21 protein-coding genes and 1 tRNA gene are annotated in these 24,526 nt (G+C 39.3%); 16 read left to right on the forward strand and 6 right to left on the reverse strand.

Going from position 1 to position 24,526, the window contains the following annotated elements:
• The first annotated feature begins 4 nt into the window (after positions 1 to 4).
• The 10 genes from FDF36_RS01890 (at position 5) to FDF36_RS01935 (ending at position 10,748) form a co-directional block, all read left to right on the forward strand.
• Positions 5 to 733 carry a DUF5932 domain-containing protein gene (locus tag FDF36_RS01890; protein WP_220390111.1) on the forward strand — a complete coding sequence of 243 codons (729 nt, stop codon included), beginning with the start codon at positions 5 to 7 and terminating at the stop codon, positions 731 to 733.
• The gene (locus FDF36_RS01895) at positions 723 to 2,177 is read left to right on the forward strand and encodes an AbgT family transporter (RefSeq protein ID WP_220390112.1); all 1,455 of its coding nucleotides are present in this window, start codon (positions 723 to 725) and stop codon (positions 2,175 to 2,177) included. Before FDF36_RS01890 ends, FDF36_RS01895 begins: the two co-directional genes overlap by 11 nt.
• A 90-nt stretch (positions 2,178 to 2,267) precedes the next feature.
• Positions 2,268 to 2,341: transfer RNA gene (locus FDF36_RS01900), tRNA-Arg, on the forward strand.
• A 401-nt stretch (positions 2,342 to 2,742) separates the two neighbouring features.
• Positions 2,743 to 2,940, forward strand: a complete 198-nt coding sequence (locus tag FDF36_RS21110) for a hypothetical protein (protein WP_259281346.1) — start codon at positions 2,743 to 2,745, stop codon at positions 2,938 to 2,940.
• A 593-nt stretch (positions 2,941 to 3,533) separates the two neighbouring features.
• On the forward strand, positions 3,534 to 4,271 hold the full coding sequence (locus FDF36_RS01910; RefSeq protein ID WP_005787597.1) for a hypothetical protein: 738 nt from the start codon (positions 3,534 to 3,536) through the stop codon (positions 4,269 to 4,271).
• A gap of 161 nt (positions 4,272 to 4,432) precedes the next feature.
• Complete coding sequence (locus tag FDF36_RS01915; protein ID WP_220390113.1) at positions 4,433 to 5,881, forward strand: IS1182 family transposase; 1,449 nt, start codon at positions 4,433 to 4,435, stop codon at positions 5,879 to 5,881.
• Positions 5,882 to 6,146: 265 nt separating this feature from the next.
• On the forward strand, positions 6,147 to 7,130 hold the full coding sequence (locus FDF36_RS01920; protein WP_220390114.1) for an aminodeoxychorismate synthase component I: 984 nt from the start codon (positions 6,147 to 6,149) through the stop codon (positions 7,128 to 7,130).
• A complete protein-coding gene (locus tag FDF36_RS01925; protein WP_220390115.1) occupies positions 7,114 to 7,710 on the forward strand; it encodes an aminotransferase class IV family protein in 597 nt (198 codons plus the stop codon). Before FDF36_RS01920 ends, FDF36_RS01925 begins: the two co-directional genes overlap by 17 nt.
• 287 nt (positions 7,711 to 7,997) lie before the next feature.
• Positions 7,998 to 8,663, forward strand: a complete 666-nt coding sequence (locus tag FDF36_RS01930) for a DUF2461 domain-containing protein (protein ID WP_220390116.1) — start codon at positions 7,998 to 8,000, stop codon at positions 8,661 to 8,663.
• Between the two features lie 72 nt (positions 8,664 to 8,735).
• Entirely contained in the window at positions 8,736 to 10,748 is a 2,013-nt protein-coding gene (locus FDF36_RS01935; RefSeq protein WP_220390117.1) for an alpha amylase C-terminal domain-containing protein, read from the forward strand.
• Positions 10,749 to 10,823: 75 nt separating this feature from the next.
• On the opposite strand, the gene FDF36_RS01940 is transcribed toward FDF36_RS01935, so the two are convergent.
• From FDF36_RS01940 to FDF36_RS01955, 4 genes are all read right to left on the reverse strand, one after another.
• Complete coding sequence (locus tag FDF36_RS01940) at positions 10,824 to 12,521, reverse strand: alpha-amylase family protein (RefSeq protein WP_220390118.1); 1,698 nt, start codon at positions 12,519 to 12,521, stop codon at positions 10,824 to 10,826.
• Positions 12,522 to 12,532: 11 nt separating this feature from the next.
• On the reverse strand, positions 12,533 to 13,591 hold the full coding sequence (locus FDF36_RS01945) for a Gfo/Idh/MocA family oxidoreductase (RefSeq protein WP_220390119.1): 1,059 nt from the start codon (positions 13,589 to 13,591) through the stop codon (positions 12,533 to 12,535).
• Positions 13,582 to 14,382 carry a patatin-like phospholipase family protein gene (locus FDF36_RS01950; protein ID WP_005806024.1) on the reverse strand — a complete coding sequence of 267 codons (801 nt, stop codon included), beginning with the start codon at positions 14,380 to 14,382 and terminating at the stop codon, positions 13,582 to 13,584. Before FDF36_RS01950 ends, FDF36_RS01945 begins: the two co-directional genes overlap by 10 nt.
• A 180-nt stretch (positions 14,383 to 14,562) precedes the next feature.
• Positions 14,563 to 15,771, reverse strand: a complete 1,209-nt coding sequence (locus FDF36_RS01955; RefSeq protein WP_220390120.1) for an MFS transporter — start codon at positions 15,769 to 15,771, stop codon at positions 14,563 to 14,565.
• A 222-nt stretch (positions 15,772 to 15,993) separates the two neighbouring features.
• Between FDF36_RS01955 and FDF36_RS01960 the strand changes: the two genes are divergently transcribed.
• The 4 genes from FDF36_RS01960 (at position 15,994) to FDF36_RS01975 (ending at position 19,744) form a co-directional block, all read left to right on the forward strand.
• Positions 15,994 to 17,496, forward strand: a complete 1,503-nt coding sequence (locus tag FDF36_RS01960; protein ID WP_101604317.1) for a glutamine synthetase family protein — start codon at positions 15,994 to 15,996, stop codon at positions 17,494 to 17,496.
• A gap of 87 nt (positions 17,497 to 17,583) precedes the next feature.
• Positions 17,584 to 18,162 carry a Crp/Fnr family transcriptional regulator gene (locus tag FDF36_RS01965; RefSeq protein ID WP_220390121.1) on the forward strand — a complete coding sequence of 193 codons (579 nt, stop codon included), beginning with the start codon at positions 17,584 to 17,586 and terminating at the stop codon, positions 18,160 to 18,162.
• 71 nt (positions 18,163 to 18,233) lie between these two features.
• Entirely contained in the window at positions 18,234 to 18,947 is a 714-nt protein-coding gene (locus FDF36_RS01970) for an SDR family NAD(P)-dependent oxidoreductase (RefSeq protein WP_005806030.1), read from the forward strand.
• Positions 18,948 to 19,150: 203 nt separating this feature from the next.
• On the forward strand, positions 19,151 to 19,744 hold the full coding sequence (locus FDF36_RS01975; protein ID WP_005777688.1) for a phosphatase PAP2 family protein: 594 nt from the start codon (positions 19,151 to 19,153) through the stop codon (positions 19,742 to 19,744).
• A gap of 82 nt (positions 19,745 to 19,826) precedes the next feature.
• Here FDF36_RS01975 and FDF36_RS01980 read toward each other — a convergent pair whose 3' ends face one another.
• Positions 19,827 to 20,036, reverse strand: coding sequence for a winged helix-turn-helix domain-containing protein (locus FDF36_RS01980; RefSeq protein WP_005777689.1), 210 nt, complete (start codon positions 20,034 to 20,036; stop codon positions 19,827 to 19,829).
• 327 nt (positions 20,037 to 20,363) lie between these two features.
• Between FDF36_RS01980 and FDF36_RS01985 the strand changes: the two genes are divergently transcribed.
• Positions 20,364 to 21,812: an IS1182 family transposase gene (locus FDF36_RS01985; protein ID WP_220390113.1), complete on the forward strand. Its 1,449-nt coding sequence runs from the start codon at positions 20,364 to 20,366 to the stop codon at positions 21,810 to 21,812.
• A 775-nt stretch (positions 21,813 to 22,587) separates the two neighbouring features.
• Complete coding sequence (locus tag FDF36_RS01990; RefSeq protein ID WP_220390122.1) at positions 22,588 to 24,264, forward strand: IS1182 family transposase; 1,677 nt, start codon at positions 22,588 to 22,590, stop codon at positions 24,262 to 24,264.
• A gap of 74 nt (positions 24,265 to 24,338) precedes the next feature.
• Here FDF36_RS01990 and FDF36_RS01995 read toward each other — a convergent pair whose 3' ends face one another.
• On the reverse strand, positions 24,339 to 24,509 hold the full coding sequence (locus tag FDF36_RS01995) for a hypothetical protein (RefSeq protein WP_005777697.1): 171 nt from the start codon (positions 24,507 to 24,509) through the stop codon (positions 24,339 to 24,341).
• Positions 24,510 to 24,526: the final 17 nt, after the last annotated feature.

The raw sequence follows: 24,526 nt of genomic DNA on the forward strand, positions 1-24,526 counted from the left end.
TAGTATGGAAGATAAGAAATTTAAAGTAATTATTGTAGAAGATGTAAAACTGGAACTGAAAGGAACAGAAGAAATATTTCGCCATGAAATACCTAATGCTGAGGTAATAGGTACGGCAATGACTGAAAATGAATTCTGGCCTTTGATGGAAACGCAATTACCTGATATGGTGTTACTGGATTTGGGATTGGGAGGCTCTACAACAATCGGTGTCGATATATGCCGGAATATCTTTAAACGTTATCCGGGAGTGAGAGTATTGATATTCACCGGAGAAATTTTGAATGAGAAGCTATGGGTAGATGTGCTGAACGCCGGAGCAGACGGAATTATATTGAAAACAGGTGAATTACTCACCAAGACGGATGTACAGGCCGTAATGGATGGGAAGAAGTTGGTATTCAATTATCCGATTCTGGAAAAAATAGTGGAGCGGTTTAAAAAATCAGTAGCTAACGATGCTAAGCGTCAAGAGGCTGTCATCAGTTATGATATTGATGAATATGACGAACGCTTCCTCCGCCATCTGGCGTTGGGGTATACCAAAGAAATGATAGCTAACCTAAAGGGTATGCCTTTCGGAGTGAAATCGTTAGAGAAACGGCAGAATGATCTGATCGGAAGGTTATTTCCACAGGGTGAACGGGTAGGAGTAAATGCAACCAGACTGGTGGTCCGTGCATTAGAACTTCGTATAATCGATCTGGACAATCTGGATGCAGATGAAGAGTAAATGGCGTATGCCGCATCCGGCAACGATGTTCTTCCTGTTTACGCTGGCAGTCATCTTTCTATCCTGGATATTCGATATTTATGGATTAAGGGTGCAACTACCGCAGACAGGAGCAGAGATTCGTGTACAAAGTCTGCTGAGTCCGGAGGGTATTCGCTGGATGTTGCGAAATGCAATTACTAATTTCACAGGATTTGCACCATTGGGAATGGTGTTGATAGCAATGTTTGGTATCGGGGTAGCTCAACATTCCGGCTTTATTGACGCTTGTGTCCGGCAAGGGGTGAAAAAACGAAAAAACACCAGGAGGATCATCCTGTGGGTGATTATTCTTGGATTACTATCGAATATAGTAGGAGATGCGGGTTATATAATATTGCTTCCGATAGCAGCCACTTTGTTTTATTCGGTAGGATTAAATCCGGTAGCGGGAATTATTACCGCATATGTTTCGGTTTCTTGTGGCTACAGTGCCAATGTAGTGCTGAGCACCATGGATCCATTAATTGCCCGTACGACACAGGAAGCAGCCATTGACTCCGGAGTATATCAGGGAAATACGGGACCATTGTGCAATTATTATTTTATGTCTGTTTCTACATTCGTTATCGGAGCCATAATTTACAGGATAACCTGCAAACGACTGATTCCTTCTCTGGGACAATATGAAGGAAAACAGATATTTGAAGGCTATAAACAGTTGTCACGCAAAGAACGCCGGGCCATGACAATGGCGATCGTTGTGGGAATGCTTTATGCTGCAATCATTTTATGGGCCACTTTTTCTTCCTGGGGTATTTTGCGTGGAGTAAATGGAGGGTTGATACGTTCACCATTCATTATGGGGATTTTGTTCTTATTGTCTCTGGGGGCTGCTATTATGGGAATGGTCTATGGGTTTAGTTCCGGACGTTACCGTTCGGATAACGATGTGATAGAAGGATTGGCACACCCCATGAAATTATTGGGTGGCTATCTTGTTATTGCCTTTTTTGCGGCCCAGATGTTTGCTTGCCTGGAATATTCACATTTAGATAAATGTGTGGCTATCATAGGTGCTAATTTACTTTCTTCTGTGCAGGCAGGTCCTTTATGGACTTTGATTTTATTTATATTGTTCACTGCAACCATTAATCTGATTATGGTCTCTGCTACTGCTAAGTGGGCATTTATGGCATTTATCTTCGTACCGGTATTTGCACGAATGGGAATTGAACCGGATATGACGCAATGTGCTTTCCGGATAGGTGACAGCGCAACTAATGCTATTACTCCATTCATGTTCTATATGCCTTTGGTGTTGACCTACATGCAACAATATGATAAGCAAGCCACTTATGGTTCACTCTTAAAATACACTTGGCGATATTCGGTATATATACTGATAGGCTGGACAATGTTACTTTTTATTTGGTACTTAACTGGCTTACCTTTAGGATTATAGAATATATATGTGAAAATATAAGTAAAAAAAGACACAGATTTTTTTGGAGATTTCAGAAAAAGCACTACCTTTGCACTCGCAATAAAGGATGGTTCCGTAGCTCAGCTGGATAGAGCAACGCCCTTCTAAGGCGTGGGTCAAGCGTTCGAATCGCTTCGGAATCACAACGTAAAGGCAGTCTATTTGGGCTGTCTTTTTGTGGTTTATGCTGAATATCAGCATTTTACTGTCTATAAAGCCCTTTGGAGGAGTGATTTACAGCTATTTCTTTTCAATCATCATTCTTGTTACTTTTGATCTAAGATGCTACTTTTGCTTGCTGTTGTTTCAACATTGTTTCGACATAACTAAAATCATATACTATGGCAACAACATTCAGAATAGAGGTATGTTAAAAGTATTACTTAGGCAATCATGCAATTAGCTGTCAAATTGTTACAGAGCAATTATGGCTTAGATAGAAAGCAGTTACAGAATCAGTATAAACAACATCTGTGTGATTATAATGATTAGGATCAATTTAATGATGCCTTCTTTGCCTTAAAAACATAGGATACCATTCTGTATGGACGAGATGGCACTGGCAAAGGAGAACTTTACACTATACTTGATTAATAGGGATAAAAAAGGGGGGTACAGGCTCTATTCTAATCGTCATCGGGGAACTAAGGCTGAAGATGTAATAAAAGTACTGATGCTCATTGGCATAAAACTGTGCAATATGGTGAAAGAGTTTACACCTGACATGGCAAACAGCATGTAAAAGATTGCTCGGAAATGTTTCTCTAGGGCATTGCAGATAGTGGATAGGATTCATGTATTCAAACTGGTATACGAAGCGGTGCAAGACCTACACACGGCCTACCGATGGCAAATAATAAAAAGAGAATAAAAAAGAGAGAGGTCAAAGCTAAACGAAAATACTATGAACTGGAGGTATTTTGTAACGGGAATATGCTCAGATTGTTGCTGGACAAGAGTCGGTATTTGTTGTTAAAGCACCTCATAAGTGGACTGGCGGGCAAAAGCAAAGAACAGAGATTCTATTTGAACAATTTTCGAATTTAAAGGAGATATGTCATTACGCATTAAGGTTAGGAAGGATTTTCATAGATTATACAGATAAAGATGTAGCACATACCAAACTATCCCTGTAGTACAACGCAATCGAAAAATACGGGTACGATACCTTTATCACAAAAGAATACCGGTCAATTGGCTTTTAGTTGCATTCTTTAACGTAAAAATAACTATCGTTACTGACTTTTCAAAAAAGTCAAAAGATGAAAAATATATTGTGTTTACATCAGATTCGTATTACATTTGAACGATAAACAATTAAAAAACACAATAACCATGAAAAAAATTATTTTATTACTTGCTTTATGTTTTACTGCAAATAATTTCTTTGCGCAAACCACAGATCCGAATCAGTTGAAGAATGAAGGTAATGATGCTTTGAATGCAAAAAATTATGCCGTTGCTTTTGAAAAATACAGCGAATATCTGAAACTGACTAATAATCAGGATTCTGTCACAGCCTATAATTGTGGTGTATGTGCAGATAACATAAAGAAATATAAAGAAGCCGCCGATTACTTTGATATTGCGATTAAAAAAAATTATAATCTTGCAAATGCATATATAGGTAAGTCTGCTGCCTATCGCGATATGAAAAATAATCAAGAGTATATTGCTACATTGACAGAAGGTATCAAAGCTGTTCCGGGCAATGCTACTATTGAAAAACTATATGCTATTTATTATTTGAAAGAAGGACAGAAATTCCAACAGGCTGGCAATATCGAGAAAGCAGAAGAGAACTATAAACATGCCACTGATGTGACTAGTAAGAAGTGGAAGACTGACGCTTTATATAGCCTTGGAGTATTGTTCTATAATAATGGAGCCGATGTTCTACGGAAAGCAACTCCTTTAGCTAGTTCGAACAAAGAAAAATATGCTTCTGAAAAAGCAAAGGCGGATGCAGCTTTCAAGAAAGCTGTTGACTATTTGGGAGAGGCAGTTACTTTATCGCCTAATAGAACTGAAATCAAACAGATGCAAGATCAAGTAAAAGCGATGATTAAGTAAGAAGAATATTCAGATGATGAAGAAAATAGGGTTGCTCAAATCAGAGGGCACTGAAAAAGTCCTGCTGTATCTCTTCTACTTAAAAAATGACGGTATAAATCCAAAATAATACGGCTTTATACCGTTTTTTTGTATCTTAGAGTCACCAAAAGAATACCGCAATGCTAGCATCTCAAGAACGTTTGACTTTTAGTGATTATTCAAGTCTTTATGATTTGATCATCCCTCAGGATAACCTACTTCGACGTATCAACTCGCTGATAGACTTTTCCTTTGTTTATAATGAGCTTGTTTCCAAATATTGTCCGAACAATGGTCGTACCGCCGAGAGCCCTATTCGTATGTTCAAGTACCTTCTTTTAAAAACAATTTATGATTTGTCTGATATTGATGTGGTTGAACGTTCACGCTATGATATGTCCTTTAAATACTTTTTAGGAATGGTACCGGAAGAGGATGTGATAGACGCCAGCTCTTTATGCAAATTTCGTAAGCTCCGTCTGAAAGATATGGACTTGTTGAACCTGCTTATCAACAAGACGGTAACTTTGGCAATAGAGAAAGGCATTATAAAATCCACTTCTGTAATCGTTGATGCCACACATACCGGTTCGCGTTCAAATCCCCATTCTCCTATTGAGATACTGAAGTTGCGTTCCAAACAGTTACGTAAATGTCTCTATGAAGTGGATGAAAAGATAAAGGAACTATTACCCGAGAAGAATTCTGATGACGTTCTGGAACATGAGCTGACTTATACGCAAACACTGATTGATACATTAAAAGAACAGGCCCCCTTCGTCTGTATTCCCAAAATAAAGGAAAAATTGAACCTCTTAAAAGAGACATTGGATGATATCAGCGACCATTACACTGTCTCTGAAGATGAGGATGCACGTATCGGGCACAAATCGGAAGATAGTTCTTTCTTTGGGTATAAGACGCATATCGGAATGACCGAGGAGCGCATCATAGCAGCGGCTGTCATAACTTCCGGTGAGAAGGGAGACGGCCCCCAGCTACCCGCATTGATTGAACAAAGCCGAAAGAATGGTATCGATGTACAAACAGTGATTGGTGATTCAGCTTATTCGGGAAAGGATAATCTGGAGAAAGCTCGTGATGAACACTTTGAGTTGGTAGCTAAATTGAATCCCGGTATCAGCCAGGGTTTCAGAAAGGAAGAAGACAAGTTTGATTACAATAAGGATGCCGGCATGTTTGTTTGCCCTGCCGGTCACATAGCTATACGGAGGGCAAAACAGGGGAGAAAAAATGGAGCATGGAATCAGGCGTATACTTATTATTTTGATGTGCATAAGTGTCAATGCTGCTCAAGACGAGAGGGGTGTTATAAGCCGGGAGCTAAATCTAAAACCTATTCTGTTCCCATAAAAACCGATGAGCAGCAACAACAGGTAGAGTTCCAACAAACCGAACGGTTCAAAGAGAAGGCTGCCGAACGTTATAAGATTGAAGCTAAAAATGCGGAACTGAAACAGGTATATGGATATGACAGGGCGCAGTCCTACGGATTGTCATGTATGAAAATGCAAGGAGCAATGGCTATTTTTGCAGCAAATCTCAAGAGAATACTCAAACTGAGTTAAAGTAAATGTAATCCATGTCCGTGGACGACAAATACGGCTTGTATAAACCAAAGAGTTGAGTTATTCTCCTTAATATAAGAAAAAGTTGCATGTGAATGAAATGCAGCATTCAACATACAACTTTTTCCGGTAATTTCTAAAAAGGATTGGAAGCTAAAAAAAGATCACTTTTTCAGTGCCCTCTCAAATCAGCAACCCTATTTTTTTGTATGCATCTGTTTTTATTGTAAGTTTGTCACCCGAATAAACAGTAAAACAAAGAATAATGCAATTCTATAGTAGAAATGAAGCTATTAACCGTATAAACAAACTGGCTGGAGCAGGAAAAGCATTTCTGTTTATTATAGATTATAAACAAGAATGTTCTTTTATAGAGAAAGTGGATGATATTGATCCATCGGAGCTTCTTTACAATCTGAACGGTTTTACAAACTGCACGTCTGTTGTTACGCCTTTAATATACCCAATAATATGGCAGCCCCAACCTATTTCTTTAAGCCAATATAAAAGATCGTTTGATATTATACGGAAAAATATCTTGAGTGGAAATAGCTTCTTAACGAATCTCACTTGTATGACCTTCGTCAACACTAATCTAGGGTTAAAAGATATATTTTATCATTCTCGGGCCTTATACAAACTTTGGTTGAAAGAGACTTTTGTCGTTTTTTCCCCGGAAATATTTATTCGTATAGAAAATGGAAGAATCAGTTCTTATCCAATGAAAGGAACAATAGATGCAACTTTACCTTCTGCCACAAGCTTACTGATGGAGGATGAAAAAGAAGCAGCAGAGCATGCCACAATCGTTGATCTGATACGAAATGATTTAAGTATAGTGGCAGATAATGTATCTGTAACCCGCTATCGATATGTAGATACACTCTATACCAATCATGGTCCCATATTGCAGACCAGCTCTGAAATAAGTGGAGTTTTACCGAAAAACTATGTTGATCATCTGGGAGAAATTCTTTTCAGACTTCTTCCAGCCGGTTCTATTACAGGAGCTCCTAAGCACAAGACAATGGAAATAATAGAGCAAGCAGAAGAATATGAGAGAGGATTCTATACAGGCATCACCGGATACTTTGACGGGAGAAAACTGGATAGTGCCGTTATGATCCGCTTTATTGAGGAGCAGAATGGGCAAATCTTTTTTAAAAGTGGGGGAGGGATCACCTGCAAAAGCGATTTGGAAAATGAATATAACGAAATGAAGCAGAAAGTTTATGTGCCAATTTATTGAAACGATACGTATAGAGAGAGGAGTAGTGTATAATTTGGATTATCACACAGAGCGAATGAACCAGACGCGTGCTGTTTTTTGGCCAGACGAACCGCCATTAAATCTATCGGAAAACCTGCAACCAATAATGAATGTAGAAATGATAAAGTGTAGAGTAGTCTACAGTCGATGGATAGAAGAGATCCTATACACACCTTATCAAATACGTCCAGTACATTCTTTACAGATTATTCATTCGGATAATATCGATTACACTTACAAAAGTACAGATCGGAGTGCAATCAACGAACTGTATGCGCATAAACGGGGGCAAGATGAAATATTAATTGTTAGAAATGGACTGTTGACAGATACATCTATAGCTAATATTGCTCTCTTTAACGGAAAAGAGTGGCACACTCCCAAACAACCTCTCCTCAAAGGTGTCCAAAGAGCGGCATTGATTGACAAACATCTAATCAGAGAAAAAGAAATAACCGTAGACCAATTGTTTAACTATTCCCAGATTTGTTTATTCAATGCAATGATTGATTTTGGTAAGATAAAGATTGATGTCAATAGAGAGCGAATACGGATATAACGATTATTAACAAGTTTATTTTCGATCTGTTTGAACAAAACCCATTTTAGGCATGTTATATAGATGTGTTTTTCATAGTATTAGATATAAGATTAATTAAAGAGATTGTACCAGCTTGTGATAAGTAAGTACGTCAGAAACAGAGGCGTCTGTTTTATTGATAAATGTGTTAAAGTGTCGGCTCTTTGCAGCCGACGCTTTTTTTATACCTGTTTTTCTTTCGTTTTATGGATAGTTACAAATAATTCTTATATATTTGTAGGATATAAACAGAAAAGAATGACACAATGAGTAATATACCTGTTATCTTTCGTTTTTTAAAGGACCTTACTGCGAACAACAATCGCGAGTGGTTTAATGAACATCGGGAAGAGTATGAAATAGCCCGTTTAGAATTTGAAAATTTCCTTTCCACAGTAATTGCCCGTATTTCACTTTTTGATGAAAGTATTCGTGGTATTCAACCTAAAGAATGCACTTATCGCATTTACCGGGATACCCGCTTTTCTTCCGATAAAACTCCCTATAAGAATCATTTTGGGGGATATATTAACGCAAAAGGGAAAAAATCCTATCACAGTGGGTACTATATACATATACAACCTGAGGGTTGCATGCTGGCCGGAGGAAGTTTATGCTTGCCTTCTAATATTTTGAAAGCACTTCGCCAGTCTATCTATGATAACATTGATGAATATCGTTCGATAGTGGAAGATCCTGAATTTCAGCAATTCTTCCCCATTGTAGGTGAAGATTTCCTAAAAACAGCTCCCAAAGGATTCCCGAAAGATTTTAAATACATTGATTATTTGAAACCTAAAGAATTCACTTGTGCTTATTCCGTCCCGGACAGTTTCTTTTTGACTCCGGATATTCTGGACAAGACAGAAGAAGTGTTCCGGCAATTTAAACGTTTTGCAGACTTTACGAATTTCACTATCGATGATTTTTGAATAATAATCGGGTAGACATTTCTTGAGTGACTATAAAAAATTAATTCTGAAACACAATAATACATCCTTTTTATGGAAAAGACTCTTAATCTTATTAAAAATGATCCTTGGCTGGAACCTTACAAAGACGCTATCGTTGGACGTTTTGAGCATGCTATGGATAAGAAGGCCGAATTGACCAATGGGGGAAAATCTACGTTATCGGACTTCGCTTCCGGATATCTTTATTTCGGTTTGCACCGCACTGATAAAGGATGGATATTCCGTGAGTGGGCACCGAATGCATCACACATTTACATGGTGGGTACGTTCAGTAATTGGGAAGAAAAGCCTGCTTATAAACTAAAACGCCTGAAAAATGGTAGTTGGGAAATCAAATTACCGACCGACGCTATACAACATGGCGACTTATATAAATTACACGTCTACTGGGAAGGTGGACAGGGAGAACGAATCCCTGCTTGGGCTAATCGGGTAGTACAAGATGACAATACAAAAATATTCAGTGCTCAGGTATGGGCACCGGAAAAGCCATTTAAATTTAAAAAGAAAACTTTCAAGCCTAGTATAGATCCACTGTTGATCTACGAATGTCACATCGGTATGGCACAACAGGAAGAAAAAGTCGGAACTTATAATGAGTTTCGTGAAAGAATTCTGCCGCGTATTGCCGGAGAGGGATACAATTGCATTCAGATTATGGCTATACAGGAGCACCCATATTATGGTAGTTTTGGCTATCATGTATCGAGTTTTTTTGCAGCATCGTCTCGTTTTGGAACTCCAGAAGAACTTAAGCAGTTGATTGATACCGCACACGGATTGGGTATTGCTGTCATTATGGATATCGTCCATTCACATGCAGTGAAGAATGAAGTAGAAGGATTAGGAAACTTTGCAGGTGATCCAAACCAATATTTCTATCCAGGAGGACGAAGGGAACATCCGGCATGGGATTCACTTTGTTTTGACTATGGTAAAAATGAAGTGATGCATTTTTTACTTTCCAATTGTAAATATTGGCTGGAAGAATATCATTTTGATGGCTTCCGTTTTGACGGGGTGACGTCCATGCTTTATTATAGCCACGGATTGGGAGAAGCATTTTGCAATTACGGCGACTATTTTAATGGACATCAAGATGATAATGCCATCTGCTATCTGACATTGGCAAACGAATTGATTCATGAAGTAAATCCTAAGGCTATTACCATTGCAGAAGAGGTTTCGGGTATGCCGGGACTTGCCGCCAGGGTGGAAGATGGAGGATATGGATTTGATTATCGTATGGCTATGAATATCCCCGATTATTGGATCAAGACAATTAAAGAGAAGATAGACGAAGATTGGAAACCATCCAGCATGTTTTGGGAAGTAACTAACCGTCGGCAAGACGAAAAAACAATTTCATACGCTGAAAGTCATGATCAGGCATTGGTAGGAGATAAAACGATTATTTTCCGCCTGATTGATGCAGATATGTATTGGCATATGCAGAAAGGTGATGAAAACTATATGGTTCATCGAGGCATTGCTCTCCACAAAATGATTCGTTTACTAACTGCAAGTACCATTAACGGTGGATATCTGAACTTTATGGGAAATGAATTCGGACATCCGGAGTGGATTGATTTTCCGCGGGAAGGCAATGGATGGTCATGTAAATATGCTCGCCGCCAATGGGATTTAGTTGATAATAAAAACTTGACTTATCATTATCTGGGCGATTTTGATGCAGATATGTTGAAAGTAATTAAGAGCGTAAAAAACATCCAGCAAACCCCTATACAAGAAATATGGCACAACGATGGCGACCAAGTGTTGGCGTACCAACGTAAAGATCTTATTTTTGTATTCAATTTTAATCCAAGTCAATCATTCACCGATTATGGCTTTTTAGTAACGCCCGGAACTTATGAGGTGATATTGAATACGGATAACATAATTTATGGAGGAAATGGCTTGTCAGATGATAGTGTGAAACATTTCACATTACCCGATCCCTTGTATAAGAAGGAAAAGAAGGAATGGTTGAAACTCTATATTCCTGCACGTACAGCAATGGTATTGAGAAGAACCAAATAAGAAAAAGTAAATAAATAAAAGAATAGCCCTTGCATCGATTATTTTGATTGCAAGGGCTATTTTATATTCAGAATATTAAAATTTAATCTTCAATATTTTACCCGTATAAGCTCCTAAAGCGATTTCTGTTGCCTTATATGGCAGTAAACTGATTTCTTCTACTTTATCTGTTAGTAAATCAACCGCTTTATAAGAATCAAATTGAGGAATCTGTAAAAAGTCAAAGGCATGAGAAGGCACATTAATCGCAACATTCACTGGCTGATTATCAAAGTTTGTGACAATAAATAACAATTCATTCTTGTACTTACGCATAAATGTATATTGCTTGTGCTCATTAAATCTCCATCCATTTTCATTAGCATACATCAAATCAAAGAATACACCGTTTGATATTGCCTGCTCTTTATTGCACAACGTCAAAACTCTCTGATAAATTGCATATAAATGTTTTTGCTCTTCAGTTAGCATCTTCCCGTCAAACTTTCCTTCATTTCGCCAGCGCCGAATTGTATCTACACTCCAATAATCGAAAATAGTAGTACGTCCATCACGTCCACTGAAACCTTCACTATCCATTCCCATTTCTCCGAACTCCTGACCAAAATAAATCATCATCGGATTCGTATTCATGCAAGCTGATACGATTAGTGCGGGAATGCCCTTGCGTGGGTCTCCGGCAAAGAAATCAGATGCAATGCGCTGTTCGTCATGATTCTCAAGGAAGTTAAGCATCCGCTTTTCAATCCCCCCCAAAGACTGCCAACTACGGGTGATGGCAGTTGCTGAATCGTAACCACAAGCCACGTTACGCAAGGCATCATACAGTCCTACTTTATCATAGAGATAATCGAACTTACCACGAAACAAATAATTTTTATATTCGTGAGGATTGTATACTTCAGCAATAAACAAAATATTGGAATAGGTTTGTTTCACTTGTGGAATAGCCCATTCCCAGAATTCTACCGGAACCATTTCAGCCATATCACAACGGAATCCATCAATGTTCTTGGAAGCCCAGAAAAAAAGGATATCCAACATTTTAATCCAAGTATCCGGAGTAGGGGAGAAATGGCAAGTTCCGCCGTTCTGATAATCCACACCATAATTTAACTTTACGGTTTCATACCAGTCATTAATATTAGGGTAAGCATCAAAACGGTTATTTCCGGTTGCTTTGGCAGGAAATTCATGATAGGGTTCCAAGGCATTTCCTGTCATATCAAACTGTCCATGCAATTCCGATTGCGGAATATAGTAGAAATTATTATATGGGCTAAAAGAGTAATTAGGATCATCGTTGGCTCCGAGTTGGCTGGTACCATCCGGCTGTGCATCCGAATGATATTGGCGCGCTACATGATTCGGCACAAAGTCGATAATCACTTTTAGTCCTGCCCTGTGTGTGCGGTTTACCAGATTCTCAAACTCTTTCATTCGTCCGGGAACATCAGTAGCCAAATCCGGATCTACATCATAATAATCCTTAATGGCATAAGGAGAACCCGCTTTGCCTTTTACAATAGCCGGATGATCCGGTCGGATATTATATCTTCTGTAATCAGTCTGAGTAGCGTGTTCGATAATACCGGTATACCAAATATGAGTCGCTCCGAGCTTTCTGATCTCACCCAAAGCTTTGGCTGTAAAATCAGCCATTTTTCCACAACCGTTTTGTAAGATGTCTCCGTTATTGATGCAGTGGTTATTATTATTTCCAAACAAGCGTGTAAACACTTGATAAATAATCATTTTTTCTTCGTTCTTCATTTTTATAAAAGCTATTTAAGATTAACTATTTTAGTTTCCCGATGGCTCTGATAAGCCGCTTCGATTATTCGTATTACATTCAAGATGTCTTGTGCATGCGTTTTCAACGTTTTTCCTAAACACAAGTGTTCATATATATTCTGATAGAAACCACCATAATTACCGGATATACCCGGATATTTCCGGCAGATTTCCTTTCCATTCATTTCTGTATGCAGTAATCCCCATTCTTGTTCCGATTCCTCTCCCCAATTAGGGCTGCCAGGCATTTCACCAGCCAATAAGGCAGCTTCTTGTTTGTCGACTCCATATTTGACATACGATCCTAACGTCCCATGCAACATGAAACGTGGTTCGGCTTCCCGCATCAAATAGCTTGCTTTCAGGGTGATCTTCACATCAGGTGCCAAGGAAGGACGTAACAAATGAATTATAAAATAATCATCTACTTTTCCTCCATTACGAAGTACACCCAAATCGGCAAAAACAGCTTCAGGCATTCCGAAAAGCTGAACTGCCTGATCAATCAGATGTGATCCCAGATTATATGTCAGTCCACCTCCCGATACTCCGGTTTCTTTCCATGTATTAGGCTTGATGAAGTTTCGGTAACGGGCGAAAGTTGATTCATATTCCACTAAGCGACCTAACAACGACTTATCAAGAATATCACGTACTGTCAGAAAGTCTGCATCCCACCTGCGGTTTTGATACACACTAAGCATTAGTCCTTTTTGTTCAGACAAAGCTATTAATTCTTTTCCTTGTTCTGTAGTAGAAGTAAAAGGTTTCTCAACTACCACGTTTTTTCCGGCTTCAAGAGCCATTCGGGTATATTCATAATGTGTGCTGTCTGGGGTATTAACCACAATCAGATCTATTTCGGGATCCTCTGTCAACTCATTAAAACTACGTACAATCGTTGCTTGCGGATAACGTGCTTTAGAGAGTTCCTTGGTACGCTCTACTATTTTACAAAGTTTGAAATGCGGATTCGTACTGATAAACGGGGCATGAAATACCTGTCCCGACATACCAAAAGCTGCCAATCCGGTTTTTATTATCTCCATATCTTTCCTTTCTCCTCAATCAGTTGATCCAAAACTTCGGAAGCTGTGTTATAGCCTTGCTCAAAAATCTCTTCAGCTTTTTCAAGCTCAGTATTGCTGTAACCCTCCAGATTATAAGGTTCTATTAGTAAATCACAATTATCGCGCTCCGGAAACGTATTGGCGCGAAACATAAAATGATAAGAGCGCATGGCAATACTGACAATATTCATTTTATATTTCTCTGCCATCAGCGGACTGACATTTACTGCCACTACTTTTTCACATTCATTTCGGATGGTAGAAACCGGTAGATTCATCAAAAGCCCTCCGTCCACATAGTGTGTATTTCCTATTTTTACAGGCGTAAACAATACCGGCATACAGCATGAAGCTGCCACTCGTTCGGCTATATTCCCTTTATGAAAATGCATACTGCGCCCATGATCCAGATCAGTGGCGGTGATGATAAGTGGAAGTTTTAAGTCTTCCAGTTTCTGTGCTTTAAGATTCGACTTCAGAAAGTCTATAAATTCTCCCAGTGCAAATAAACCGACTTTGGGAATCACAAGTTTGGTCAAGTCCTGAAATTTATGTCCGGAAAAGTAGTCCAACACTCTATAGGGTTCGTTACCGTCGGCGTAAAAAACTCCGGCCAAAGCTCCGGCACTTACTCCTGAAATGATATCCGGTTTAATATCATGCTCCAATAAGGCCTGGATAACTCCCAAATGGGCAAATCCTTTAATAAAGCCTCCGCTTAAGGCATATCCAATGTTATAAGGTTTTCCGGTTAATGCGTTATTCTCCATTTTCATTTACTTGATTCATATATGTACGCCACGAAATTAGTAAAATAATTAAGAGGGAGAATTGATATAAGAAAAAAACTGGTAGAAAATAGCATTAAAAAGGATAAAATCCGGAAAAGTGCTTCCGGATTTTATTTATTCAAATATAAAAAGCAGATACAGACTACTTTTCAATTATTCTTATTTTTCTTTTTTCGTTTTTTTTAAATCCGGTAAAAACCAAGTTACCAATCCTAATAACGGCATGAATGCACAAACATTGTATACCGCATCGATTCCAAATTTATCGGCCATATTGCCAAGGACAGCAGAGGCGATACCGGCAACACCAAATGCAAATCCAAAAAAGAGTCCCGAAATCAGCCCTAATTTATTAGGAAGCAGTTCCTGCGCATAAAGCAAAATAGCGGGAAAAGCGGACGATAACATCAGTCCGACGCAAAAACTAAGAAGTACAGTCCATACAAGTCCGGCATGTGGCATCAACAAACTAAACGGTGCTGTGCCAAGGATTGATCCCCAAATTACATATTTGCGCCCGACCTTATCACCGATAGGGCCTCCCATTAATGTACCGATGGCAGTAGCTACCAGAAATACAAATAAGAAGAGTTGTGATTGCTGAATACTTACATTAAACTTATGTATCAGATAGAAAGTATAATAGCTGTTCAGACTCGCCATATAAATATATTTAGAAAAGATCAAGATCATCAGTATCGTAATGGCAAATACTGTTTTGCCTGGAGAGAGCGGGCGTTCAATATAGGTTCTTGCAAGTATGGGACGTTTTTTAAGATGGTTCAGATAGGCCTGGTACCAACGACAAATAGGGAACATTGCACAGATAGCCGCTAAAGCAAGAATTGCAAACAAAGCAATATAATGCCTGCCGTAAGGAGCCACTAACAACGCCACTAACAAAGGGCCTAATGATCCGCCCAAATTGCCGCCCACCTGAAAGAGTGATTGCGCTAATCCCCGTTTTCCTCCTGAAGCTAAAAAGGTTATACGTGATGCTTCGGGATGAAGGACAGAAGAACCGATTCCAATAATAAAAACGGATGCAAGCAACCAGTGTAAATTGGATGCAAAAGCCAGATTCAACATACCTACCAGTGTGAAACTCATTCCGATGGGAAGTGACCATGCTATAGGACGTTTGTCAAAAATAAGACCGGTCAGTGGTTGAAACACGGAAGCGGACATCTGGTAAACAAGAGTTATCAATCCAATCTGAGCAAAACTTAACGAGAGATCTTCTTTAAAGAGAGGATATACAGCCGAAATGACAGCCTGCAAAAGATCATTTAAACAGTGAGAAATACTTAATGCGATCAATATAGGAAATGCAATCCTACGAACCGGTTGGACCTGATTTTGTACCATATATTCTATACCTTATTAAAATCGGATGCAAAGGTATAAAAAACAAAGAAGTAAGTAGCATAGGAGTGAGTCTAAATTAAAGAATAGCCGAATCGTCAGCGGATGAAAGGGAACTATTATTTTTCATGGGAATAAATCTTGATTTGCTAACTTTTTGTGTATCTTTGGTTCATAAAATAATCTGTTAACCCAAACAATTAATGAAACAACAATCAACGTATGATGAATCAAGAATTATTAATGAGTCCCAATCATCTGGTGACATTTTTGCAAAAGCCTGCTGCTGAATTTACAAAAGCAGATATTATTTCCTATATCCAACAAAATGAAATCCGCATGGTCAACTTTATGTATCCTGCTGCGGACGGACGACTTAAAACATTGAATTTTGTAATAAACAACGCTGCCTATCTGGATGCTATCCTGACTTGTGGTGAACGAGTGGATGGATCAAGCCTGTTTCCTTTTATAGAGGCAGGGAGCAGTGATTTGTATGTAATTCCACGCTTCCGTACCGCATTCGTTGATCCATTTGCAGAATTACCTACACTCGTGATGCTTTGCTCTTTTTTTAATAAAGATGGAGAACCTCTGGAAAGTTCTCCCGAATATACCTTACACAAAGCTTGTAAAGCGTTCACGGAAGTAACAGGCATGGAGTTTCAGGCTATGGGAGAATTGGAGTATTATGTGATTGCCGAGGACGACGGAATGTTTCCGGCAACCGATCAGCGCGGTTATCATGAATCAGGACCTTATGCTAAATTCAATGATTTCCGTACACAATGTATGTCTTACATAGCTCAAACGGGAGGACAAATAAAATACGGACATTCTGAAGTCGGTAATTTTATGCTTGACGATAAAGTCTACGAGCAAAATGAAATAGAATTTCTGCCAGTCCGTGCTGAAGATGCTGCCGACCAATTGATAATAGCCAAATGGGTTATCCGCAACTTAGCTTACCAATATGGTTATGATATTACATTTGCTCCGAAAATTACAGTGGGTAAAGCTGGATCCGGATTACATATCCATATGCGCATGATGAAAGACGGACGGAACCAAATGCTAAAAGACGGGATTCTTTCTGATACAGCTCGTAGAGCCATTGCGGGCATGATGCTGCTTGCCCCATCCATCACGGCTTTCGGAAATACAAATCCTACTTCATATTTCCGGCTTGTACCACATCAAGAGGCACCGACTAATGTTTGTTGGGGCGATCGAAACCGTTCTGTATTGGTACGAGTTCCATTAGGATGGTCTGCTAAGACGGATATGTGTGCATTGGCCAATCCATTGGAATCGGACAGCCACTATGACACGACGCAAAAACAGACAGTGGAAATGCGTTCACCGGACGGATCAGCCGATCTCTATCAATTACTGGCAGGACTTGCAGTGGCCTGTCGTCATGGTTTTGAAATAGACAACGCCTTAACCATTGCAGAAAATACATACGTTAACGTAAATATCCATCAGAAAGAAAATGCTGATAAACTGAAAAACTTAGCACAATTACCAGATAGCTGTGTGGCATCAGCAGATTGCTTACAGAAACAACGAACTGTATTTGAACAGTATAATGTATTCAGCCCTGCTATGATTGATGGCATTATCAGTAGATTACGAAGCTATAATGATGCTACCCTGCGTATAGAGATACAGGGCAAACCGGAAGAGATGCTGGCATTAGTAAGCAAGTACTTCCATTGCGGATAAAGTTCCCCAAAGATTATTTTAATGCGGATTGAGTATCATAGTTCAGTCCGCATTATTTATATTCGCACTTCAAAATGAAATTATATCATGGAAGAAGCAAAAGATTTCAATAAGTATACATCGAAGGTTAACTTTGCCCCTATTACAGATTTTGTACTTCAAAATGGGCAACTTACCCGATATCAAAAAGGGGACTTCTTTTGCCGGCAAAATGAATCCTGCAAATTGATGGGATATGTGGCAGAAGGTTCTTTCCGCTATTGCTGTACCAACGGTCGGGGAGAAAATAAAATTGTAGGCTATACATTTGACCACTCGTTTGTGGGTAATTATCCGGCTTTCCGTTTAGGAGATAATTCAAATGTAGATATACAAGCCATTTGTAACTGCACTGTTTATATAGTAAACAACAGACAGTTAGAGGAATTCTATGACCGGGACGACACGAATCTGAAATTGGCCAGACATATAGCTGAAATATTGTTATGGGAAGTATATGAACGGATGATATTGATGTACAGCATGACGCCCGAAGAACGATATAGGGAGATACTTGAACGTTGTCCCGGACTGTTGAATTTGATTTCATTGAAGGAACTGGCATCCTATCTGATGATATGTCCGGAAACACTCAGCCGTCTTCGAAGAAAGTTAGTACAAAAATAAAATCTTGATTTCAGTCAAGATTCATTTGTTCCGATCCCAATACCTTTGTGTAAGCATTAAAAAGAATAAAAATGAAAAAGGTTATCATAATAGGAGCTACATCCGGGATCGGCAGAGGATTGGCAGAACGGTTTATTCAGGAAGGGAATATGGTTGGCATAACGGGACGAAGGGAAAATAAACTGCAAGAGCTTTGTTCACAAAATAAAAACTGTTTTTATACCATATCAGATGTTACAAAGGAAACTGATACAATCCGGCAACTCAATAATCTTGTGGACAGAATGGGAGGTATGGATATACTCGTGTTCTGTTCGGGGGTAGGGGAACTAAACCCTGAGCTCGATTATAATTTAGAGAGACCGGCTCTTTTGACCAATGTTATCGGATTCACCAATGTGGCAGACTGGGCATTTTATTTTTTCCAGAGACAAGAATCGGGGCATCTGGTTACAATTTCCTCTGTAGGCGGGATGCGTGGTGAAGGAATAGCACCGGCATACAATGCTTCGAAAGCCTATCAAATCAATTATACGGAAGGCTTGAGGAAGAAAGCAGCCAAGCTATCTTACCCCATTCACATTACGGACATACGTCCAGGATTCGTAGATACAGCGATGGCTAAAGGAGAGGGGTTGTTTTGGGTCACTCCACTACAGAAAGCCGTACAACAGATATACCGGGCGATCTTTCGGAAAAGAAAAGTTGTATACATCTCAAGAAGATGGAGATATGTAGCAATGCTTTTGAGAATAATGCCTGCTTCTATTTATTGTAAAATGTGACAGCAGAAGTAGGGCTCCGGTTTTTCTGACATTTGACAGATTGAGTTATCTACTTTCGTTCGATCTTTGCAGCTCCCGGAATATTTATTAATATGAATGTTATAATAAGACAAATAATATTTTCATATTAATTGTTCCTAATGTCTTCTGCATCAAAAGAATTATCTTTGTAGGCATATACTATAAACCTATAATAGAACGAAATGAGTCCACGTAAATTAATACTTTGGCTATTTGCCTGTACCCTTATAGTATGTGCCCTGCGGGCCGGGTTATTGACAAGTGCAGATCAATATATCTATCATCTGCGGAATATGCATGCTTCGACTTTTGCATATCGGTATGATGATTTTCTACCCTATCTACCGATTGTTGTCATGTTTATATTGAAACTTGCAGGAGTAAAAAGTCGTAGTAACTGGAAACGTATGCTCGTTTCAACTGCATTTGCGTATGTCTTGATGGGAGCAGTAGTCATCTCCATGAAATCATTGGCGGGTGTTCTCCGTCCAGACGGTTCGGATTTTCTTTCCTTCCCTTCAGGCCATACGGCTACTGCTTTTACGGCTGCTACTCTTTTATATAAAGAATATGGCTTCAAGACTCCTTTAGCCACCATTGCCACTTTCCTGCCGGCTGTTGTTACCGGCTTCACACGCCAATTAAACAATCGTCATTGGCTAAGTGACGTATTGGCCGGTGCTACCATTGGCATCATGATGGTAGAGTTAGCTTATTTTCTGACAAATTTAATTTTTAGGAAAGAGAGTGACACGCATACTTGTCCTAAATCGTAAGAAATATAATAGGGATTATCCGGTGACGAATAATCCCTATTATATTTCTTAGACTCTGACAGTCAATTCTCTTAAAGTAAAATCAGAAAGCATCATGACTGACATATAGCAGGTAGTTGTGTCTCTGAATAAAAATATTATTTTCTCTGGCTAACCAACCTACTGCAAGTGCAACATCTTCAGCGCTGAGGTTAATTTTCCGACTAAGTTCCTGAATAGATATTTTTCCCCTCATTTCATTCAGGGTGCGCCATACTTTGCCGGCGTTTTCTCCAATTGTTTCTAATTCCATTTTACATTATTTGGTTATGTTCCTAATATACAGAAAAACATTCAAATACAGAATTTTTAAGTCATGTTTTTATTCTGGTTTTGCATTTTTTAGTGTAAATCTCAAATACTCTTTACCGGATAATCCGGCTTTGGAACAAGAAGAGTAAAATAAACCATATTTGTGCAAATAATAAGGGGGATTAACTAAAAAAGGAGCCCACGATAATCGAGGGCACTGAAAAAGTCCTGCTGTATCTCTTCTACTTAAAAAATGACGGTATAAATCCAAAATAATACGGCTTTATACCGTTTTTTTGTATCTTAGAGTCACCAAAAGAATACCGCAATGCTAGCATCTCAAGAACGTTTGACTTTTAGTGATTATTCAAGTCTTTATGATTTGATCATCCCTCAGGATAACCTACTTCGACGTATCAACTCGCTGATAGACTTTTCCTTTGTTTATAATGAGCTTGTTTCCAAATATTGTCCGAACAATGGTCGTACCGCCGAGAGCCCTATTCGTATGTTCAAGTACCTTCTTTTAAAAACAATTTATGATTTGTCTGATATTGATGTGGTTGAACGTTCACGCTATGATATGTCCTTTAAATACTTTTTAGGAATGGTACCGGAAGAGGATGTGATAGACGCCAGCTCTTTATGCAAATTTCGTAAGCTCCGTCTGAAAGATATGGACTTGTTGAACCTGCTTATCAACAAGACGGTAACTTTGGCAATAGAGAAAGGCATTATAAAATCCACTTCTGTAATCGTTGATGCCACACATACCGGTTCGCGTTCAAATCCCCATTCTCCTATTGAGATACTGAAGTTGCGTTCCAAACAGTTACGTAAATGTCTCTATGAAGTGGATGAAAAGATAAAGGAACTATTACCCGAGAAGAATTCTGATGACGTTCTGGAACATGAGCTGACTTATACGCAAACACTGATTGATACATTAAAAGAACAGGCCCCCTTCGTCTGTATTCCCAAAATAAAGGAAAAATTGAACCTCTTAAAAGAGACATTGGATGATATCAGCGACCATTACACTGTCTCTGAAGATGAGGATGCACGTATCGGGCACAAATCGGAAGATAGTTCTTTCTTTGGGTATAAGACGCATATCGGAATGACCGAGGAGCGCATCATAGCAGCGGCTGTCATAACTTCCGGTGAGAAGGGAGACGGCCCCCAGCTACCCGCATTGATTGAACAAAGCCGAAAGAATGGTATCGATGTACAAACAGTGATTGGTGATTCAGCTTATTCGGGAAAGGATAATCTGGAGAAAGCTCGTGATGAACACTTTGAGTTGGTAGCTAAATTGAATCCCGGTATCAGCCAGGGTTTCAGAAAGGAAGAAGACAAGTTTGATTACAATAAGGATGCCGGCATGTTTGTTTGCCCTGCCGGTCACATAGCTATACGGAGGGCAAAACAGGGGAGAAAAAATGGAGCATGGAATCAGGCGTATACTTATTATTTTGATGTGCATAAGTGTCAATGCTGCTCAAGACGAGAGGGGTGTTATAAGCCGGGAGCTAAATCTAAAACCTATTCTGTTCCCATAAAAACCGATGAGCAGCAACAACAGGTAGAGTTCCAACAAACCGAACGGTTCAAAGAGAAGGCTGCCGAACGTTATAAGATTGAAGCTAAAAATGCGGAACTGAAACAGGTATATGGATATGACAGGGCGCAGTCCTACGGATTGTCATGTATGAAAATGCAAGGAGCAATGGCTATTTTTGCAGCAAATCTCAAGAGAATACTCAAACTGAGTTAAAGTAAATGTAATCCATGTCCGTGGACGACAAATACGGCTTGTATAAACCAAAGAGTTGAGTTATTCTCCTTAATATAAGAAAAAGTTGCATGTGAATGAAATGCAGCATTCAACATACAACTTTTTCCGGTAATTTCTAAAAAGGATTGGAAGCTAAAAAAAGATCACTTTTTCAGTGCCCTCCGATAATCCCGGCCTCCTTTTTCAAACGTTTTTTTCAATCAAACTCTGTTTTATAATCCTTTATTCATGGAGCATTACATAGCCCCAAATCATAGAATCGGAATTACCGATTCTATCAAACAATCTTTTTACCCATTTCATAATCTCAAATTTTTATGTTATACCTTGAAAACATTACAAATGTAAGGGAGAAATATGACGATTGAATTGACGTAGGATAAAAAGGCTGTTTTAAACTGTTTGTTTTTGATGTATGTCAATGATTGCAGGATAATCCTGTTACATCTTATCAAAGAATAACCCGACAAAGAGTAAATGTGAAAATAAATAGTTAAAAGATGGATGAAAACGGAACAAAGTAGATAAAATACCGTCTTATTATAAATGTTATACAACTGATAAAGTGAGGGAGCCGTACACCCTTTATGCGTAGCCATTCCCGAAGGTAGCCGGGAGTATTCTATTTCCTTTGAAAAAGAGGTTGTGTCAAAACGTTGGCACAACCTTTTTTCTGCACAAAGCCCAGACTTTCTCAAGCCCGGGCTTTGTTATTACCCAAAGTTTTTGTAACTTTAGGCATAAAGTTTTCGTTATGGCAAAGTTACATTTTCGTCCTTACATTCCCAACCAAACCGTTCTTTTTCCACAAAGAATTGATGAAAACATAGCTGCGAACGCCCCGGTGCGCATTGTCAATGCTATTGTAGATAATCTCAATCTTGATAATTTCAAGAAGCTTTATAAGGCAACCGGTCGTTGTCCTTATCATCCTAAAATGATGCTTAAGGTGATTATCTACGCCTATATGAACAATATCTATTCGTGCCGTAAAATAGAGAGTCTTCTTTTGCGTGATATTCATTATATCTGGCTTTCCGGCAACGAGCATCCGGATTTTATTACCATCAACCGTTTCCGTAATCGTGTAAAAGAGGAAATAAATACCGTATTCACGCAATTGGTTCTTGTCCTTGCCGATAAAGGTTTCATCAGTCTTAACGTGGAGTATATCGATGGCACCAAGATTGAGTCCAAAGCCAACAAATATACTTTTGTCTGGCGCAAGACTGTCGAAAGGAACCGTCCAAAGCTGATGGATAAGATTCGCATCCTTCTGGAGCAGGTGAATGAGGCCATTGCACAGGAGAACTCCGTACAAGACACGCCCGTTCAATTCACTCCCTCCATGCTCTCAGACATAGTGGATGAACTTAAAGAAGCCCTGGAACACCACCCGATAACAAAGGATAAGGAACAAAAGAAAGCCCTGCGCGAAAAGAAGAAACAGATCAGGGAACTCGAGGGGTACCGTGATAAGCTGCTAGAATACGATAATCACCTTGATACCCTGGGGGAACGTAATTCCTATTCTAAAACCGATCCTGATGCCACATTCATGCGCATGAAAGAAGACGCCATGAGGAACGGGCAGACCAAGCCCGGATATAATCTGCAAACAGGTACCCAGAACCAATTCATCATAGACTTCCGGCTGTTTCCCAACCCTACCGATACACTGACCCTCATACCTTTTTTCCACTCCTTCCGGCACCGCTATAACCGCTTACCCAGTATCGGTGTGGCAGACTCCGGTTACGGCTCGGAAGAAAATTACCGGTTCATGCAGGAGAATGGGATAGAAGCCTTTGTCAAGTACAACTACTTTCATAAAGAACAGCGTCCCCATTATACTCCCAATCCATTCCAGGCGGAAAGTCTCCATTACAATGCGGAAGAGGATTATTACGTTTGCCCTATGGGACAGCACATGAACCGTATAGGAACCAAATGTGACAAAACAGCGGGCGGATACATCACCGAAAGTGCCCGGTATAAAGCAAAAAGATGCGAAGGTTGCCCTTTGCGTGGCAGTTGTTTTAAAGCCCGGGGGAACCGTATTATAGAAGTCAACCACCGGTTAAATCAATACAAACGGCAGGCGCGGGAAAGGCTGCTCTCAGAAGAAGGTATCAAGCATAGAGGCAGGAGGTGTGTAGAACCGGAGGCTGTGTTTGGACAAATGAAATACAACATGGCATACCGACGCTTCCGGCATGTTGGAGAAGACAAGGTTACAATGGACTTTGCTTTCTTTGCTATAGCCTTTAATATCAAAAAAATGTGTGCTAAACTGCTAAAAGCAGGGAAGGGGCTCATTACAGTTGTCAAATATATGTTTATCAGACTATTTATAACCCGGTATAATTGGAATATAGCAACTTGTTGCCAAATGGATGAAAAAAAGCAGCATAGGCAAAAGAAAATATAGCAGAACTGTAAACTATAAAAAAAGGTTGTGCCAACATTTTGACACAACCCCCTTTTATTATGCAGAAAAGTGATTCAATCGTTATTATCTTCCTCGTCGTCGACCAAATTATTAAGTTCCACTTCCAGATCAACCAACTCTTGCTCCCATATCTTCAGTATCTCTCTGGGGGTATCTTTGGGAGCTTTCTTAATTCTTTCCTGAGCAAGAGATACTTCATGCTCTAATTGTCTACGTCTACTCATAACTTTTAATTTGTAGT

Origin of the sequence: Bacteroides fragilis (assembly GCF_019583405.1) — a bacterium.
In the GTDB taxonomy this organism is placed as follows: Bacteria; Bacteroidota; Bacteroidia; order Bacteroidales; family Bacteroidaceae; genus Bacteroides; species Bacteroides fragilis_B.